Annotated in this window: 20 protein-coding genes; 19 read left to right on the forward strand and 1 reads right to left on the reverse strand. The window is 49.7% G+C overall.

Translation table 11 applies throughout. From position 1 onward, the window contains the following. Positions 1-415 precede the first annotated feature (415 nt). The 14 genes from H7688_RS18095 to H7688_RS18160 all read left to right on the forward strand — a co-directional run bounded on the left by H7688_RS18095 (position 416) and on the right by H7688_RS18160 (position 12,404). On the forward strand, positions 416-1,516 hold the full coding sequence (locus tag H7688_RS18095; protein ID WP_183362619.1) for a dipeptide epimerase: 1,101 nt from the start codon (positions 416-418) through the stop codon (positions 1,514-1,516). Between the two features lie 224 nt (positions 1,517-1,740). Further along, positions 1,741-2,433, forward strand: coding sequence for a hypothetical protein (locus H7688_RS18100; protein ID WP_183362620.1), 693 nt, complete (start codon positions 1,741-1,743; stop codon positions 2,431-2,433). Between the two features lie 50 nt (positions 2,434-2,483). Continuing rightward, positions 2,484-2,702 carry an Ada metal-binding domain-containing protein gene (locus H7688_RS18105; RefSeq protein ID WP_183362621.1) on the forward strand — a complete coding sequence of 73 codons (219 nt, stop codon included), beginning with the start codon at positions 2,484-2,486 and terminating at the stop codon, positions 2,700-2,702. Positions 2,703-2,770: 68 nt separating this feature from the next. Continuing rightward, positions 2,771-2,998: a hypothetical protein gene (locus H7688_RS18110; protein WP_183362622.1), complete on the forward strand. Its 228-nt coding sequence runs from the start codon at positions 2,771-2,773 to the stop codon at positions 2,996-2,998. Continuing rightward, the gene (gene yidD / locus H7688_RS22945) at positions 2,995-3,204 is read left to right on the forward strand and encodes a membrane protein insertion efficiency factor YidD (RefSeq protein WP_183362623.1); all 210 of its coding nucleotides are present in this window, start codon (positions 2,995-2,997) and stop codon (positions 3,202-3,204) included. The genes H7688_RS18110 and yidD overlap by 4 nt, the downstream gene beginning before the upstream one ends. A 127-nt stretch (positions 3,205-3,331) precedes the next feature. Then, positions 3,332-4,054: a hypothetical protein gene (locus H7688_RS18120; RefSeq protein ID WP_183362624.1), complete on the forward strand. Its 723-nt coding sequence runs from the start codon at positions 3,332-3,334 to the stop codon at positions 4,052-4,054. Further along, positions 4,051-4,671 (forward strand): PM0109 family protein, encoded by a 621-nt coding sequence (locus H7688_RS18125; protein WP_183362625.1) that lies wholly within the window; start codon positions 4,051-4,053, stop codon positions 4,669-4,671. The genes H7688_RS18120 and H7688_RS18125 overlap by 4 nt, the downstream gene beginning before the upstream one ends. Positions 4,672-4,728: 57 nt before the next feature. Continuing rightward, entirely contained in the window at positions 4,729-5,943 is a 1,215-nt protein-coding gene (locus H7688_RS18130) for a T6SS phospholipase effector Tle1-like catalytic domain-containing protein (RefSeq protein ID WP_183362626.1), read from the forward strand. A gap of 207 nt (positions 5,944-6,150) precedes the next feature. After that, positions 6,151-7,443 (forward strand): ABC-three component system protein, encoded by a 1,293-nt coding sequence (locus tag H7688_RS18135; RefSeq protein WP_183362627.1) that lies wholly within the window; start codon positions 6,151-6,153, stop codon positions 7,441-7,443. Next, positions 7,443-8,129 carry an ABC-three component system middle component 1 gene (locus tag H7688_RS18140; RefSeq protein ID WP_183362628.1) on the forward strand — a complete coding sequence of 229 codons (687 nt, stop codon included), beginning with the start codon at positions 7,443-7,445 and terminating at the stop codon, positions 8,127-8,129. Before H7688_RS18135 ends, H7688_RS18140 begins: the two co-directional genes overlap by 1 nt. Position 8,130: 1 nt before the next feature. Then, a complete protein-coding gene (locus H7688_RS18145; RefSeq protein ID WP_183362629.1) occupies positions 8,131-10,470 on the forward strand; it encodes an AAA family ATPase in 2,340 nt (779 codons plus the stop codon). Positions 10,471-10,566: 96 nt separating this feature from the next. Then, a complete protein-coding gene (locus H7688_RS18150) occupies positions 10,567-11,055 on the forward strand; it encodes a DinB family protein (RefSeq protein ID WP_246329875.1) in 489 nt (162 codons plus the stop codon). 83 nt (positions 11,056-11,138) lie between these two features. Next, on the forward strand, positions 11,139-11,546 hold the full coding sequence (locus tag H7688_RS18155) for a bacteriohemerythrin (protein ID WP_183362630.1): 408 nt from the start codon (positions 11,139-11,141) through the stop codon (positions 11,544-11,546). A gap of 117 nt (positions 11,547-11,663) precedes the next feature. Beyond that, entirely contained in the window at positions 11,664-12,404 is a 741-nt protein-coding gene (locus H7688_RS18160) for a DUF4197 domain-containing protein (RefSeq protein ID WP_183362631.1), read from the forward strand. A 53-nt stretch (positions 12,405-12,457) separates the two neighbouring features. Here H7688_RS18160 and H7688_RS18165 read toward each other — a convergent pair whose 3' ends face one another. After that, positions 12,458-13,282 (reverse strand): mechanosensitive ion channel family protein, encoded by an 825-nt coding sequence (locus H7688_RS18165; protein WP_183362632.1) that lies wholly within the window; start codon positions 13,280-13,282, stop codon positions 12,458-12,460. Between the two features lie 366 nt (positions 13,283-13,648). Between H7688_RS18165 and H7688_RS18170 the strand changes: the two genes are divergently transcribed. The 5 genes from H7688_RS18170 to H7688_RS18190 all read left to right on the forward strand — a co-directional run bounded on the left by H7688_RS18170 (position 13,649) and on the right by H7688_RS18190 (position 16,494). Further along, complete coding sequence (locus H7688_RS18170) at positions 13,649-13,873, forward strand: YbhB/YbcL family Raf kinase inhibitor-like protein (protein WP_183362633.1); 225 nt, start codon at positions 13,649-13,651, stop codon at positions 13,871-13,873. A 289-nt stretch (positions 13,874-14,162) separates the two neighbouring features. Further along, positions 14,163-15,119 carry a CsgG/HfaB family protein gene (locus tag H7688_RS18175; protein ID WP_183362634.1) on the forward strand — a complete coding sequence of 319 codons (957 nt, stop codon included), beginning with the start codon at positions 14,163-14,165 and terminating at the stop codon, positions 15,117-15,119. Positions 15,120-15,130: 11 nt separating this feature from the next. Beyond that, the gene (locus tag H7688_RS18180; protein WP_183362635.1) at positions 15,131-15,424 is read left to right on the forward strand and encodes a hypothetical protein; all 294 of its coding nucleotides are present in this window, start codon (positions 15,131-15,133) and stop codon (positions 15,422-15,424) included. Then, the gene (locus tag H7688_RS18185; RefSeq protein WP_183362636.1) at positions 15,421-15,780 is read left to right on the forward strand and encodes a DUF4810 domain-containing protein; all 360 of its coding nucleotides are present in this window, start codon (positions 15,421-15,423) and stop codon (positions 15,778-15,780) included. The genes H7688_RS18180 and H7688_RS18185 overlap by 4 nt, the downstream gene beginning before the upstream one ends. Before the next feature lie 12 nt (positions 15,781-15,792). Next, positions 15,793-16,494 (forward strand): GNA1162 family protein, encoded by a 702-nt coding sequence (locus tag H7688_RS18190; protein WP_198424510.1) that lies wholly within the window; start codon positions 15,793-15,795, stop codon positions 16,492-16,494. The last annotated feature ends 368 nt before the right edge of the window (positions 16,495-16,862 follow it).

The raw sequence follows: 16,862 nt of genomic DNA on the forward strand, positions 1-16,862 counted from the left end.
ATCTTCATGACCCTCAAAACTTTGAGAATTTCTGAGTAAGACCAAAACTTACACTGAGCAAGATTTAATTGTAGTTGACTCAATCTCTGAAACGGTGTAAGTCAGAGTGCATGTGAATTGTAGTCATGTACTGGGGATGGAGGGCATGGTAGAACTGAAAGATAGCCGCCTAAGTCAGCAAAGCTGAGTAGGCGGCTTTTTTTATGACAGAAGCCTGGAAACTTAACGCCTAGCATGAAATGCACGCGAAGGGATCTTGGACGATAAGTCCCCACTCCCCAAAACATCGGCTAGGTGTTATCCCATTAATCCGTTCATCCCTGTTAGCTTTAAGGTTTTATCCCATTAATCCCGTTCATCCCTGTTGGTTTTAGGGTTTTATCCCTTTCATCCCTATTAGTAATTGGAGGGTTTCATGTCGCAGTTCGTAGTAGCCGATGCCATCGTATCCATCATCAGTTCCCCGCTTGTTACCCCCTTCAGGATAGCCACCGGACAGCACGACGAGTTGGAGAACGTCTTCCTCTGCCTGCGCACCACTGACGGCGTCTGTGGTTACGGCGAAGCCGCCGTGGCCACCCACATCACCGGGGAAACCATCCCCGGCACCCTGGCGAACCTCGAGCGCATCGCGGCAGCCCTGAAAGGGTGCACCGTTGAAGACCCCGAAGCTCTCTGTCGCGAACTCGCCCCGAGTCTCAAGGGAAACCACGCCGCCCTGGCCGCCCTCGAGATGGCCATCCTCGACATCACCTGCCGAATCCAGGGGATTCCCCTCTACCAGTACTTCCCGCCCGCTACCGACAAAGGGAACAAGTTCACCTTCAACACCGACATCACCATCGTCATCGGCAGCGTCGAAGAAGCGCGTACTGCCACAGCTCAGTACAGCGCGCAGGGTTTCACCACCTTCAAGATCAAAGTCGGCAAAGACGAGGCAATCGACCTCGAGCGCGTGTTGGCCGTGCGCGAGATAGCGCCCCAAAGCGAGCTCATCCTCGACGCCAATATGGGCTTCAACGCCGCCCGGATGCTCGCCTTCCTGGACCAGCTCGACCAGCACGGCGCCCGCCCCGTCCTCCTTGAGCAGCCCGTCCCCAAGTACGACTGGGAGGGGCTCTCCACCATAACCAAAGCCCTGGAGGGGAGCGAGACCCTGGTCTGCGCCGACGAGAGCGTGGGGAGTTTGAGCGATGCCAAGCGCGCCATCGACACCGGAGCCGTCAGCGCCATCAACATCAAGACCATGAAGAGTGGCCTGTTCGAGGGAGCCGAGATAGCCAGGTTGGCCGCCCGGAACAACATCCCCCTCATGTTGGGTGCCATGATGGAAAGCGCCCTCTCGATAACTGCCTCCGCCCACATGGCCGCGGGCCTCGGCTGTATCGACTACGCCGACCTCGACACCACCTTCTTCATCAAAGGCGAGCTGTCGCACTCGCCGTACCTGGATAACACCGGAAAGTTCGAGTTGGTAGGAGCCGCACCTGGAATTGGAGTTGAGCCTAAGTTCTAGGTCATCTGTAAATTTCAGACGAGCACGACCTTTAATCGGCAAAAGATTCGCTCACGTTTCCTCCTTTGGAGAAAGGGGATCAGGGGAGAGTCACTTTTGAGTTCTTGACAGATAAGGCCTGAAGGTAACGCAACACCGTAAGTTTGGCACCAGGTTGTCGTGGGGATAACGAGAAGACAGCACAATAAACTGAGCGTTACTAAACGGGTATACAGGGGGGAGTTATGCCGAAAAAAGCGTGGTACGCAGCGGTGCTTCTCATTGTTGTGGTGCTTGGACTGTTTGGCTGTGGCGGTGGTGGGGGCGGGGGCGGTACTCTCACCCCGACCGGGACACCCGTTAATCTCGCGGCCTTCAAAGCCGTGTACATCGGTGCTACAACCGGCACGCAGTACTCGTTTCCCGCTCTCGTCGGCTCAGATTCGCTGGGGCGTCCCTGGTCCGGTTCCTTAGCTGTGATTGCCGATGGCCCGACGACCTTCGAGGGACAGAGCGTAACCAAGCGGCGGATCCAGGCTACGGCACGGCTTGGTAGTGGAACTCCCGTCACAGAAACGACAACGGCCTACTTCCTGGCATCGACAGGGCTTCCTTACAAGTCCGTCACAAGTACCGGCATCACCTATATCCCCACCACAGCCGCGAACATCCCGTCGACCGCCAATGTCGGAGACTTCGGTGAACTCGGCACGTATTCAGGCAGTGATGGAACCACCGAAAGCGCGACGTGGTCACTTGCTCCCGGCATAAATGGGGCTTCGAAGTTGTCCTTCTCCTCAGCAATCAAATCAGGTTCAACGATTGTTTCTGCAGAGGTAGATACCTTCACCCTTGACCCAAATGGGGGCGTACTCGGGTTAGAGGTGAGTGTTACGATCAGTGGCGTCACCGTAAACATGGCGGGAAGCAAAAACTAGCTGTGCCAATTGCTTAGCTTTGTCTGGCTGTGCAACCTTGGGAGGGATGCATGAGAAAGCTGATCTCGATAATCCTGCTTCTGTTTGTACTGGTTCCGGTTGCCCTTGGGGCTGAGTTCTGGGGATCACGGCAATCGAACAAGTACCACTTCCCGTCCTGCAAATGGGCACAGAAAATCAGCCCCCAGAACCTGATCAAGTTCAGTAGTCCCAGCGATGCGCAAAAGATCGGGTATGTGGCGTGTAAGGTCTGCCGCCCCCCTAAATGAGGGGCGGTCGAGGGAAAGATGCAGGCTTGTGCGGTGAATACGGGTAGGAAAATAGGGAGGGGATAGATATGGCAGTAAATTACATGGTTAAGGCCTTTGTTCCAAAAGTAGCAGGCTGTGGCGCTCAAGACAAGGGTTGGGATGATGAAAGATGTCGCCAGTTTCAGGAGTTCCTGAACACGCATGCGGTAAATGGGTGGCGCTTTCATTCAAGTGACTTCCGGGAAGTTGCTGTTGCAGGTTGCGGCGGTGGGAAGGGGGCGTGGCTGGTTTGCACGTTTGAACGCTCAGAATGAGGAGACTCGCGATTTTCTTGATCAGGACATATCAAGCGAGATTAAGGCATTTGCACAACAGGTCCTGCATCTACACGCCATCCTGCTCAGATTACGGGATACAGGCAATAGAAAAGTACGGTGTGTGGCAAGGAACCCGATTCACCTACTTAAGGATCAAGCGCTGCAATGGAGCGCTCTATCAAGGTGGCGTTGATTATCCGTAACGCGGAAGAAATCCTGGGAGGCAGGCCTGAAAGACTGAAAGTCCAGTCGCATGTTTCAGTCTTTTAGGCCTGATCCCAGGTACGCCCTGATGGTTAGTTTCAACCTGTGAAGGTTTTGGGAGCTGTCATGTTTAAGGCGGTTGTGAAGGGGAAGGCCGGCCGTATCCAACTCGAGAATGGGTCGAGCTTGAGTTGGCGCGATCTGTTCCGCAAGCGCGAGGACTTGTTGACTGCTACGTTCTTCGGTAGGCTCCGCTACCTCTCCCAAGCGGGCGAGCAAAAGGTCTTGGCCCTTCTACTGGATCAGGATGCGGCCACTCGTGCTGGTGCGATCAAGCACATTGAGTTCTGGCCAAAATTCAGCAAAGAAGATCAGGGGTATGTTGAGCCTGATGTGCTGATGATATGTGAAAATGCCTGTGTTCTGGTTGAGGTGAAACCTCCTTTTGGAGGTGACCAGCATATAGGCCAGTGGAAACACGAGATTACTCAAGCAACCAAGGAATGGGCAGCAGATGGGCTGTTTACGGGCGATGACCAATGGCAGCTCCATTTTCTGGCGTTGGGTAGGAACGTGCCCGAATGGAAGGTGAATGCACGAAGCCTGGAGGAGAAGTTCTCGCAGTGGAAGTTGCGCGTGCATACCCAGGAATGGCTCCCGCTGAGAGACTGCATCGCTAAAATCTGCGAACAGGAAGCAGGGCGTGACAGGTTTATCTACCAGGACTGGCTGGAGGCTCTCCAGCTTTTCGGCGTCAGTAAAAGACTCCTACCATTCAGCGAGATGGAGATGATGGACAAGGTAACCATGGATGTAAAACATCTATTTATGGGATGGGAGCCTTTATGACCTGCAGCGTGAAGTCAAAAGAACTTGTTGAGCAGATACAAAACTCGCACCGTATAGCAGTGGCCTTTTATCGAAGGATATTGCCCCTGTTCGACGCAATCGCGGATGCATTCAATTGCGAGTTTGCCTACTGGGAACCTATCGAAACGCAGAGGCCTTGTCGCAGTGGCTCCCAGCCGAGTAAGTACTGGGCATGGGACTACGTGCCTCTGTTCGCCTCGAACCATTGCTATTTTAGGCAGGCGGGAAGTAAGGCCTCACCTGAGGATCTTGCGTTCGAATTTAATCTTTACATAGATGAGAATTTCAAAGAGGAAAAGCGTAAAGAGCTCAAGCTTTCAAATGGCCGGCAACCAGGAGCGATTACGTTGGAGAAGGGGCGGGCGATTGTTGATGTCTACATTTTCAAACCAAGGGAGGCTGCAAAAAGATCTTTTGATCACCTTTGGAGTAAATGCGATCCCGCTCCTATCGGTACAGAAAAATTTAAAGACGTTGGACACGGTATCGACGCCGTTGCATTTGAAGTACTGCTTGAAGAGCTAGTTACCGATCACCATGTGGTGATAGAGAAGATCTCGAGGCTTCTAAAAGAGTCAGTGGAAGAGAAAGGCTGAACGTAGTTTTGTGGGTACGCCCCTGCAATCACCAGGAAGAGGGGCGGGGAGGATTTGGTGAACAAACGCAGCTTGCTGAGCGAGCAGGAAGAGCTACATCAAGGGCTGCGTCCTGCAGGGAGAATGAACATGGCACGGAATATCATTATCTGCTGTGATGGGACGGGTAATCAGTTCGACTCCACCAACACCAGTGTGGTCCGGATAGTTCAATCTCTTGATAGGGATCCAACCAAGCAACGTCTTTATTACGACCCCGGGGTTGGCACTATGCCCGAACCTGGTGTGTGGGGTAAGGTGCAGCAGAAGGTATCATTGCTCGTAGGTCTGGCGGTAGGCCACGGGCTCATGTGGAAGGTTCAACAAGCGTATACCTATCTGATGAATATTTGGGAACCGGGTGATCGTATTTTTCTGTTTGGGTTTAGCCGCGGCGCCTACACTGTCCGCGTGCTGGCGGGGATGCTCCACACCATGGGGCTTTTGCCCAAAGGAAATGACAACCTCGTCCCATATGTCGCCAAAAACTACCAAGCTCTCAAAAGGAAGGATTTTAGACAGTGGAAAACGCTGTGCGATAGCTTCCGGTGGACCTTTGCGCGGCCCATGCCTGGAAGAAATGATCGACGCTGCCCCGTCCATTTTATGGGAGTTTGGGACACTGTCTCTTCTGTAGGGCTTTTCTGGACGCCCCCAGCCTTCCCCTTTACAACGCGCAATCCGAGTATCGGTATTATCCGCCACGCTGTTTCAATTGATGAACGACGCTGTTTTTTTCGTCAGAACCAGATGGAGCCCGAATCCGAGCAGAATTTAAAAGAGTACTGGTTCCCCGGAGTCCATTCCGATGTCGGAGGTGGCTATCCTGAGGTAGAGTCGAGCCTCTGGCGCGAGCCTTTTGAGTGGATATTGGAGGAAGCCCGCAAAAGTGACCTCGTACTGCTTGGAGACCGGGTGCAGGCGGTAAGGCAAAAGAGTTCACACCTAGCGCAGAGCAGTTGGGATGGACCACAGCATGAATCGCTTAAGGGGCCATGGTGGCTACTGGAATTTATGCCTAAACCGGTCTGGAATTCCAGATTTAGAGCTAGGTTTCCCCAGTGCGGTTTTGGTAGGCACCGTATTATCCCAGAGAAGGCACTAATCCACAGTTCAACCATTCACCGCCTAAATAATTGTGGTGATTACCATCCGCCCAATATTTCAGATTCGTTCAGGCAGCAAGTCGCAACTCTTCGACAGATTCCGGAGGCAATTGAATATGTGCCGTAACATTTAACCTCGGCGACTCAAAATTTCAAAGACGTACATGTGGACTTCTAAGCTTATAACTGAGTATAAGCTGTCGTAAGGGGTGCCATGGGGGCGTTATGAAAACGATGGTAAAAGCCAGCAAATGATCCGGTGGTGAAAATCAACAACCTTTGCGGTGTCCAGTTTTGAAATCTGCACAATAAAAATTTAATTGCGAGGAACCCAGTGCCAAAGAATGAGTTTGATGCAACACCCAGCTGGTCCGGATACACTTATCAGGGTAAACTGGCAATTTTAGAATCTATTAAAATCATCGGTGACCTTGCCAAAAATAAAAATCTCACAGAACATAAATACCTTTCAGTTGAGATAGAATGGGAAGAAGACTTTGCTATTAAGAAAGGTGACAGTTACCAGTCTTTGCATCAAGTAAAAGCTCATAAAACATCAGTACCAAGCAAATATAAAACTGCATTACAAAACTTACTGTTCAAGGTAAACAAACACAAAAACGCAATTGGGTATTTACATGTATGGAAAGATATAATCTACACAGACGAATTTAAAACCTTTGACAGTTTGGTTGGTGGTTCCAATGACAAAGGATACGCTGCAGCAGTAACTTCAAAAGTTAAATTGTACAATTACCAGAAGGGCCAGTCCTGTGACTTAGATCAGGCGAGTCAATACATTAAAGCTGAGATAGAAAAATATTATGCATCATGCAATGGAGTCCCGGCCACCTCACGTCAAATTGATTGTGCCCTAATGGCACTAAATGACATTATTGACAACCATGTCATGTACCGTCATAAGAACAAGGGCTCCAAAAAACAAAGCAAAGAGATAGGCTTTCATGAAATAATAAAGGTTCTAGAAACAAATTTTGAAGAGTCGAGTCAAGATTATATCTTTCAAAAAACGAAGCAATTTGCATTGCACATGGCATCTAAGTATTGCGACAGCAAAGTCCTATGCGGCAAAGATAATTGTGAGGAAGAATGCGGCGTAAATAAAATATCTATTGACATTGAAAGTATGTCGCCACGTGAGTTGTTTGTTTTTCTATCAGAACGAAGCCCAGATAAAATTGTGAACTTGAATCAAGTAACTATTGATGACTACAGCGCAATCTGCGATGAGGTGGGTATAAGAAATTCTTTATTCAGAGCATTGTACGAACTCCCGCTCAATCGTTATACCGACGGTGGCCAGTACAAGGGTAAAAATAACCTCTTGTATTTGCCTACAACTTTGCACGAAAATGACAATTCTGCAGAAATCGCAAAGAATATTTTACAAAATCCGTCGTTAAAGGCAATTATGCCACTGTACAATTACGACAAATTTATATCAAAAGATGTGATAATTGAAGATCTTGAAACTACTGCTGGTGGACTTAGATCATGGGATCCCCAAGTAATCAGCACTTTTATAGATTATGATGGTGATAAGATCAACAAAATTAAAAAAATTAAGGTGTTACCAATAGACATTGCAAAAGGTGAGGTTCAATAATGATAGCACTAGACCTTCTATTAAAAATTTTCAGTCAGAACAAATGTAAGGTAGTTGAATTCACATTAAATAACTTCAGAGGTTTTTTTGCCTCGACCGAAGGTGAATCCGAATATTATATGGTATTAGATAAGGAATATCTCGAAAGTGAAGAGATTAAATATCTAATAAGTGAGGGCGTCGGAGCGCTTGCGAAAAAGATAAAAACATTTGAAACATATACCCCTTGTGCTGACAAGAATACTGTTTTGATTATATGCATGGATGCAAGTGTGTCGCTATTAGCCGAGGGGGCACGAATTGAAGAAGATGCTTTCACATTCAAAAAAAATGTTCTGCGGTACTCTAAAGCTTCAGTATTTCAATTAAACGAGGCTTTAGCGGGTGACTATACCAAAAGCAATCTATCTAGCCATTTATTTAATCCTGACAGATTTGATGATATGAAATCAAAAGTTGAGCCTGATGAATACAAGTTGTTACTAGATGTGTTTATTAAGGTCCCCATGCTAACGCTTGATGGCAATAAAATCAAAAAAATTAAGAACCTGTCTGAAAAGGTTAGAAATCGGCTCTCCAAGTTGAATTTAGGGATCTTGCTAGACGAAACTTTAAACACACACTGGGATTCTGTAGAAGGGTTTGATGATATAAGCAAACTGTGTCTACTCATAGATGAGGTATGATATGCCAAATTTTTCGATAGATTCGATAACGGTTAATAACTTCAAAGTTTTTTCTCAATACTCCGTTGGTTTTTCAGGTAACGAGATGGTCGTCTTATCCGGACCCAATGGGTTTGGCAAAACAACCATATTCGATGCGTTGGAGTTGGCGTTTACTGGTAACATTGATAGATTCAAGAACATCGAATCTTCAACTGGATGCGAAGATGTTTTAGTTTCTCGAGAACAGGGAAAACCAGTTACAGTCGAAGTTGTTTTGTCTTCTAGCAAACAAAAGATCAAAATAGTTAGGAGCTTAAAAAAACAATACATAGAATCTGCAGGGAATAAGATAGACAAAAAGGCTGGTAATTTTCAAAATTTATGGCACTTGTACGTTAGCAATGGGGGTGACGGGAAGTTGTCATCGTCGACCCAGTTTGAATTGGAAAAGTTGATAGGTCAGAATGAACTATCTCGATACTACAATCTGTTCTACTATGTGCGCCAAGAGGACACAACTCACTTTTTAAAGCGTTCAGAGAAAGAGCGTCTTTCGGAAATTTCCAGACTTTTCGACACAGTTGAGGAAGAAAATGCGCTAAAGACGATAGACACTGCTAGAAAGAGAGTTAGCCTCATAAAAAAGAATCTTGAAACTTCAATGACGGAATTAAAACGTGAGCTTTCAATTAATATAAGTTTGCATGAGCCTGCACCATACATAAGGTTATTCCCCAACATGGATGTTTCTTGGGATGAAGCAGAAGTACTGATCGAAAACCAAAAGGCTAAAGACAATATCATATTCGAGTTGCAACGCATCGACGCTATTGTTAAGCACAGGCATGAATTCATAAGGTACAGGAAGTTTCTTCACGTGGCGGCCCAAACTGACACCCTCCTCTCAACTTTATATATCTGTCGGTGGTTGAATAGTCTTGATGAAATTGTAAAAAACTATCAATTTAAAGTCAGCCTTATACAACTTCTTGCGGATTTAGAAATAGATTCCTTGTTAGAAAAAAAGTCCATTCAATCCGATTCACTATCGATACTGTTGCCAGATTTCGATTTTGAAAGTTTCCAGACTCGGGTTTCCGAAGTAAGAGAAGCGAAAAAACAGATAAATTCAACCGCGTCTATTTGTCAGCAATTGCTTGATATACGTGCTAAGCTTGTCAACGTTTTTGCGCCAGGTTCTGGTGTAGCCGACAATGAATGTCCTCTTTGTGGATATGATTGGGGTGCGCATTCCAAAGTGTTAGAAGAAATCTCTTCCAAAAAAGAGTCTCTTTCTGCCTTTCTTACAAAAGAACAATCCAGCTATAACAAAACTCGAGATGATCTTGACAACTACCTTCTTGCCCCCATTCGCAAAAAAATTAAAGACTATTTATCTAATGAAAGATTTAATATTTCTAAAAGTATGTTTGATTCCATTGTCAGTCACCGTCCTCACGCAGATGTCGTCAAGCGATTGATTGGGTGGTTGGATGATAACAGAGTCAATATTGATGATCTGGTGTGCAATTCTCTCAGCCAAGAGACAAGTCCCGACATGGTTGCACTTAATCTTGAGAGATTTAAGTCCAGAATTAAAGAAAATATGCCGCCACTCTCAGAATATTTTCAAACTCATAGCCAAGAATTTGCTTTTGAAAGCGCTTTTAGATCTTACTTCAACAGTTATGACAAGTTGCTTGCAATATCTTCCACAGACATAACAGATAAGATTAAATACATAAACTACAAATATGTTTCCAGTTTGGACCAAAAGAAAAATGTAATGGCTGATTATGAAAAACGTATGTCTATGATCAATAAACTAGAAAATAAACTCAAGAATATCGGTGAAGTATATAAATCGGAAATCGGCCTGCATCGTAGGGATATTATAAAAGATATCGAGATACCTTTTTATGTTTATAGCGGGAAAATTCTTCAGTCTCTTCGTGAAGGCTGCACTGGAGGCGTTTTCGTAAAAGACCCATCACCAGGTGATGAACTCAAAAATATTCGATTTGTATCTGACTGGAAAAGCGATCATGACGTCATTAATACAACAAGCTCAGGACAACTCTCTGGAATAATTATAGCCTTGACTCTTGCCATGAATAAGGTTTACAGCAGAGGCTTGTCCTCCATCTTTATAGATGATCCGGTTCAGACCATGGACGACATTAATATAGTGTCACTTGTAGATTTGTTGCGGCACGAATTTAGAGATAAGCAAGTTTTCATATCCACACATGAAGACGATTTTGAAAGATATGTTTTGTACAAGTATTTAGTGCAGAATCGGAGTGTGAAAAAAATTAATGTCATGACAAGGCGGGAGTACAGTAATCAGGCGAACTGAAATCTGTCCGCTTCTGGTTTGGGGCAGTCGCTGGTGCCGGGCTTGCACGTTTGCAACTTTCTATTTACACGAGCGCTGATGGTTACCGCAAAGGAAATGGTTATGGATGATATCAAGGAGTTGCTGACGGGGCTCGGGCTGACACCGAAGCTCCTTACTGCGTTGGTGCAGGGGATCCCGGCGGAGAGGCTTGATCTGCGCCGCGGGGAGGGCTCTTGGACCATCGCGGAACATGTCAGCCATCTGGCCGAGGTGCAGCCCATGCTCCTGGGACGGTTGCATCGGCTCGCGACTGAAGACCATCCTGTGTTTGTGCCCTTTCTCCCCACGGATGAGCCTTCCACTCCGTTCCGGCAAGATATGACCGTGGCGCTGGAGCAATTCGCCACCTACCGGACCCGGCAGCTCGAGCTTCTTGAACAGCTGGATCAGGCCGTCTTCGCCAAGGCCGGCAGCCACCCCGAGTACGACAGCTACACGCTCTACATCCTGACCCGCCACATCCTGATGCACGATCACTGGCACATGTACCGCATCGAGGAACTCTGGCTCACCAAGGACCAGTACCTCACCGCGCTCAGCTGACCACCAAAATTGCCACGGAGCACAGGGAGAATGAAACTTGGTGCAGAGCCCGGGGCAGGCTTAAAAGAGAGGAGGAGTGAACTGTGTCTCTTGTTTTAGATGAGAATCTGCGTCTGGGCCACCCGGGAATCGACAGGCAGCACCAGGAGGTGCTGGAGCAGATCAACAAGTTGTCGGATAAATTGACGGAGGGGGCCGACGATGTCGAGGTCCGGGACGTGCTGGACTTCCTGCACACGTACGCCGACAAGCACTTTTTCGAGGAAGAACGGCTGATGAAGAGCTGTAATTACTACGGCTTGTACAAGCAGCAGAAGGAGCATGCGCAGTTCAAGCGGGAGATCGAGGGTCTGCAACTGATGCTGCGTAAGAAGAGACCGTCGATTGATTTGGCCCACCAGGTGGAGACCAGCCTTTTCAGGTACTTTGTCGAGCACATCAACGGTATGGACCGGGAATTCGCCGACTACATAAAACGAAATGATCTCTAGAAGGTGCCGGCCAGGAAAGGGAAAAGCCTGGGGTCAGCCTTTAAAGAATGAAAGTCTAGGAGCATGTTTCAGTCTTTCCCAGGTACTGTTGATTGCACGGGCAACTTTGGAGGTACCATGAAGCGTCGCCACATTCTGGTAGTCAGTCTAGTGCAGATCCTTGTTATGCTCTCCTTTACCGTAGCCCAGGCCGGCTTTCTGGGTGATCTGGGCAAAAAACTGGGACTTTCCGACACTCAAAGCAGCAATCTGGATGATTCCACCATCATCAAGGGGCTCAAGGAAGCTCTTGCTACGGGGACCTCGCGAGCCGTCAAGTCGGTTGCAAAAACAGACGGTTACTTCGGTAACGACCTGATCAAAATCCCGATACCAGAAAAAATTAGCAGTGTTACCAATCTCTTGGGTAGATTCGGCTTCCAGCCCCAAGTGGACGAATTTGTCCTGAGCATGAACCGCGCTGCGGAAAAGGCGGCACCCAAGGCCGCGGAATACTTCGTTTCCGCGCTTCGTGAGATGACGTTCGACGATGCCAGGAAAATCCTCCAAGGTGGCAACACTGCTGCAACCGAATACTTCAAAGAAAAGACCGGGGAGAAGATCTTCTCGGCATTCAAGCCTGTGGTAGCCTCCAGCATGCAGGATGTCGGCGTGACCCGTCATTACAATCGGATGACCGACAAGCTCAAGTCCATTCCCTTTGCCGGAGCCACCGCGGGTTCCCTAGACCTGGACAACTACGTGACGACAAAGGCAGTCGACGGGCTGTTCGTAATGCTTGGAGAGGAAGAAAAGAAGATCCGCACCGATCCTGCAGCTAGGGGAACCGAGTTGTTACGGAAGGTGTTCGGTAAGTAAGGCAGGGACTGAGGGCCGGGGAGTAGTCCCTCGTCCCTGCTTTCCGCTCCTCTTCAAGCCGCCTGGGGCTGACTGACCAAGACCATCTGTGCCGGCATAGGTGCGGGGAAACCGGCAGCCGCGAGACTTTCGCGAACGGTGCGGTTTCCGTCGAAATACACCTGCCAGTAATGATCGTTGTGGCAGAAGGGGCGGACCACCAATACGGGACCGACCAGATTGAACTCCAGAATCTCCACCTCCACCCCCGGTTGGGCAAGCACGTTGGGAACCTTCCCAAGTTGGTCCCTCAACAGCTGCATCGCCGCGACGTGATCGGCACTTCCGGCCAGCTGGCATTTCAGCTCGACTCTGCGGAACGGATTGGCGGTGTAGTTCTGGATGTTGTCGCTGAAAATCTTGGAGTTGCCTATCAAGGTGAGGACGTTGTCGGGGGTGTTGACCGAGGTGACGAATAATCCGATCTCCTTAACCGTACCGGTCACTCCACCGACTGTGACAAAATCACCGACCTTGAAGGGATGCAAAACAACGAGAAAAATCCCTGCTGCAAGGTTAGAGAGCAGTCCCCCCCACGCAGCACCTATCGCGATACCGATACCGGCTACCAATGCTGCAAACGTGGTGGTCTGGATCCCGCAGTATCCCAGGATGGCTACAACGAGGATGATGTTCAAGGTAACCGCGACAAAGTTACCGACATAGCGCATCAGGGTGGGGTCCAGTTTCTGCCGCTCAAACACACTTTGCAGCATCCGCCCCACAAGCCCGATCAGCCAACGACCAACTAACCAGAAAATGATTATCGCTATGACTTTGGTCCCAAACTCCGTGGCGTAGGTGACTGCGAGTTGCTGGTACCGATCAATGTCTGTCATGTGCGCCTCCTCTCAGGTTGATGAGTCTTGGATGTCATAGCGTCTTACCTCATTGGATCCTGATCTACGCCCCCTCTGTTTCTTGATAAATTTTACAACAAAAGATCAAACATACTATGCTGGAACGTTCAGTGTACCCTTGTATTTCTCAGATGCCGCGACCGTAGATGTCAGATGCTCAATGCAGACACATTAATATATAGGCGTGACAAGACAGTTTGATATTGATTTTGACGCTACATGGCCAAGAGTTCGCAAGTAAAGGGGCGGGCTGGGTGAGGAAAATGCAGCGACCATAGGGTGATCTCTCGGCCCCAGGCGTAAGACCGGTGCTGGTTCGCTTCTCTGAGGGAGGGTGAAGCATGCGTGTCGAGCAGGTACCTGATCGTGGGTGTGCGAGATGTGGTGCTTTTGCCGGTAAGTCGCCGGAAAAGCCGCACCGATTTTGGCAAGCCCGGCTACGGCGGAGCCTGTCACCGTTACCGCTTCACCATCTACGCCCTGAAAACCGAGCGGCTCCCGCTGGACCGCGAGGCATCGGCAGCGATGGTTGGGTTCTACCTCAACGCGAACAAACTCGACTCCTGTTGAGGCAGGGCTTGCTGAAGGAGAACCAGAAACGGCATGACCTGAAACGGCCATCCCTTTCTTTTTGAACGGTTACCTCCCCTGTCACTTATTCTTGCCGGTAGGGCGTGCCCCTGGCTCTGGTTTTCTTAGTGCATTAATAATAGTATTTAACATTAAATAAGTTGCGAATCTGATGCGAAGAGGCTTATTTAAGAAAATGTAGGCTCTCGTTTATCCTCATGAAATTATTGCGGATATTCTATGTGTAGCTGGCGTAAACTCTTGCCCCGTGGTTGGTTAGGAGGTGTCTATGAAGAGAAACGTTTTAACTTTGCTGGTGCTCGGCTGCCTCACGAGCGGATGCGTTGCAGCTACGGTGGTGAACGAGCCGGGCGGTGACCTGAGGACCGGCTCTCCGGCTGTAGCCCCCGCACTCAAACAGCAGCTGGAGTCCCGCACCCTGAAACGCAAGGTCGCCATCGCCAGGTTCTCCAACGAAACCAAGTATGGCAACAACTTCCTCACCGACAACTACGGGGACCGGATCGGCAAGCAGGCGTCCGACATTCTTGCTGCCCGACTCACCGAAACCAACAAGTTCATCATGCTTGAGCGTGCCGACTTCAACCGAATCCAGGACGAAGTGGAACACGGCAGGATCGCGGCCATAAATGTCCCCGCAGACTACCTCATCATCGGATCGGTGTCCGAGTTCGGCAGGAAGGACACCAGCGAGGTCGGGATGTTCAGCCGCACCAAAAAGCAGACTGCCTACGCGAAGGTCAATATCAGGCTGGTCGATACCAAAACAGGCCAGGTCGTCTTCGGTACCGAAGGCTCCGGTGAGGCGGCCAGCGAAGTGGGATCCACCCTGGGTATGGGCAGTAAAGCGGGGTACGATGCCACACTGGACGATAAGGCGATCTCTGGGGCGATAACCAAGATGATCGGAAACATCATCGACAAGTTGCTCGACAAGCCCTGGAGGAGCTACGTGCTCTCCTACGCCAACGGCCAGTACATCATTGCCGGCGGCAAAGCACAGGGGATCAAGGCCGATGATGAGTTCGCCATGTTCCAGAAGGGGCAAGTCATCACGAACCCCCAGACGGGGTTACCGATCGAGTTGCCGGGGGTGAGCCTTGGAAAGATCAAGGTGGTCGCGACTCTCGGGTCTACCGTGGACGACGAGGTGAGCATCTGTGTTCCGGTGGGCGGGGCGCACATGCCGGATCGGGATTTCGACAAGCTGTATATCGCGCAGTGAGGGGAGGGCACATGAAAACCACCAAGATTCTGCTGGCGCTGCTGCTGGTTGCCGGGCTCTGCTCGTGCCGAAACACCAACATTGTCACCGGGACCAGCTACGGCATCATCTCGTTCACCGGCGACTACAACAAAGCCCTGCTGTACCTGGATGACCGCGCTCCCATCACGATTACCGGCGACAACAACATGTCGAAGATTGGTGAGGGGATGCACCGGATTAAAATCGAGAAAAACGGTGTCACCGTGGTGCACAAGACGGTGTACATCGTAAACGACGTGACGACGGAGGTACATGTACCGTGAGAAAATTCCTTGCCCTTGCCCTGGCGGCGCTCAGCCTTGCTGGATGCGCGACAAAACCGGTGTACTACTACGGCAACTACACCAGGTCGCAGCTCGATTATGTCCGCGAGCCCAACGAGGAGACGCTTAAACAACGCTTCGAAGTGCTCGACGACATCATTGCAAACTCCAAGGACAAGAGCACGAGTGGCAGGGTGCCACCGGGCATCTTTGCCGACTACGGCTACCTCCTTGCCCTCAACGGTAAAAATGCTGAGGCTGTGGCCAAGTTCAAACAGGAACGGGAGCTGTATCCCGAATCGTCGGTGTTTGTCGAATACATGATCAACAAGGCCAACAGCAAGGCTGGCAAATAAGCGGAGGAGAGCGTGAGAAAACTGATCGTGTTGGTGCTTCTTGCAGGTGTTGTGGCAGGGTGCGTACCCAAGCAGATAACCAAGATGGAAGCTTTCCCCAACATGTACCAGAACATGCCGGTAACGGTGCTGGTGCTTCCCCCTATCAACAATACCACTGCGGCGGACGCTTCCGACTGCCTCACCACGACGCTTACTTCGGCTCTTGGTAGGGTCGGGTTTTATACGTATCCCGCCATGGCGATCTCGGACATCCTGAAGTCGGAGGGGATCAGCTCCACCGAGATGCTGCTCAACGTGCCTCCGGCCAAGTTCAGGCAGTATTTTGGCGCCGACGCCGTGATGTACGTCACTGTCGACCAGTGGGATACCAGCTACTATGTCATCGGCGGTCATGTGACGGTGGGCATCACCTATGCGCTCAAATCGACCGCGACCGGCGAGACGCTCTGGAAATACCGGAACGTCCTGCAAGTCGATACCAGTGGCCAGAATTCAGGTGGCGGGCTCGCTGGATTGATTGTTCAGGCCGTCGCGACGGCGGTTAAGACCGCTACCCAGGACTACGTGCCGGTAGCGAACCAGCTCAATGTCATCTCGCTCAATACGGTTCCCTTCGGGAAATACCACCCTGAACATGGCAAGGATCAGAATGTCATGACCGTGTTCGAGAAAAACGCACGTTTCGACGAGTCTGCTCCCGCAAAAAAGTAGTCAGTGCAACGCGATGAGGTTACGGAGAAAGCCCCGGATTCGGGGCTTTTTTCATGTGCCGAGACAACTTGAGTCATCGCTTGCCGTTATCCCGTTCCCTCCTCCCCAAGCGGAACCCCTCGCTTCAACACCCCGACCACTCTCCAGCCCAGCTGCCAAATCCTCAGCTGCCAGAAGTAACTTCTCAGGAGCAGACGAAAGGCTATCAGTCGCAGGATATAGGGTATCAGTTGCACCTTATAGGCTATTGGCCGCCGGTGATAGGCTATCGGTTTCGACTTATAGCCTATGTCTCGCATATTATGGGCTAAAAGTCCAAGGTGATAGCCTATCGGCTGCAGGTGATAGGCTATAAGTTGCAGGTGATA

It is taken from the genome of Geomonas limicola, from assembly GCF_014193675.1.
In the GTDB taxonomy this organism is placed as follows: domain Bacteria; phylum Desulfobacterota; class Desulfuromonadia; order Geobacterales; family Geobacteraceae; genus Geomonas; species Geomonas limicola.

Coding starts and splice junctions, on each gene's coding strand:
- H7688_RS18095 (WP_183362619.1), top strand. CDS start 416: ATGTCGCAGTTCGTAGTAGCCGATGCCATCGTATCCATCATCAGTTCC.
- H7688_RS18100 (WP_183362620.1), top strand. CDS start 1,741: ATGCCGAAAAAAGCGTGGTACGCAGCGGTGCTTCTCATTGTTGTGGTG.
- H7688_RS18105 (WP_183362621.1), top strand. CDS start 2,484: ATGAGAAAGCTGATCTCGATAATCCTGCTTCTGTTTGTACTGGTTCCG.
- H7688_RS18110 (WP_183362622.1), top strand. CDS start 2,771: ATGGCAGTAAATTACATGGTTAAGGCCTTTGTTCCAAAAGTAGCAGGC.
- yidD (WP_183362623.1), top strand. CDS start 2,995: ATGAGGAGACTCGCGATTTTCTTGATCAGGACATATCAAGCGAGATTA.
- H7688_RS18120 (WP_183362624.1), top strand. CDS start 3,332: ATGTTTAAGGCGGTTGTGAAGGGGAAGGCCGGCCGTATCCAACTCGAG.
- H7688_RS18125 (WP_183362625.1), top strand. CDS start 4,051: ATGACCTGCAGCGTGAAGTCAAAAGAACTTGTTGAGCAGATACAAAAC.
- H7688_RS18140 (WP_183362628.1), top strand. CDS start 7,443: ATGATAGCACTAGACCTTCTATTAAAAATTTTCAGTCAGAACAAATGT.
- H7688_RS18145 (WP_183362629.1), top strand. CDS start 8,131: ATGCCAAATTTTTCGATAGATTCGATAACGGTTAATAACTTCAAAGTT.
- H7688_RS18150 (WP_246329875.1), top strand. CDS start 10,567: ATGGTTATGGATGATATCAAGGAGTTGCTGACGGGGCTCGGGCTGACA.
- H7688_RS18160 (WP_183362631.1), top strand. CDS start 11,664: ATGAAGCGTCGCCACATTCTGGTAGTCAGTCTAGTGCAGATCCTTGTT.
- H7688_RS18165 (WP_183362632.1), bottom strand. CDS start 13,282: ATGACAGACATTGATCGGTACCAGCAACTCGCAGTCACCTACGCCACG.
- H7688_RS18175 (WP_183362634.1), top strand. CDS start 14,163: ATGAAGAGAAACGTTTTAACTTTGCTGGTGCTCGGCTGCCTCACGAGC.
- H7688_RS18180 (WP_183362635.1), top strand. CDS start 15,131: ATGAAAACCACCAAGATTCTGCTGGCGCTGCTGCTGGTTGCCGGGCTC.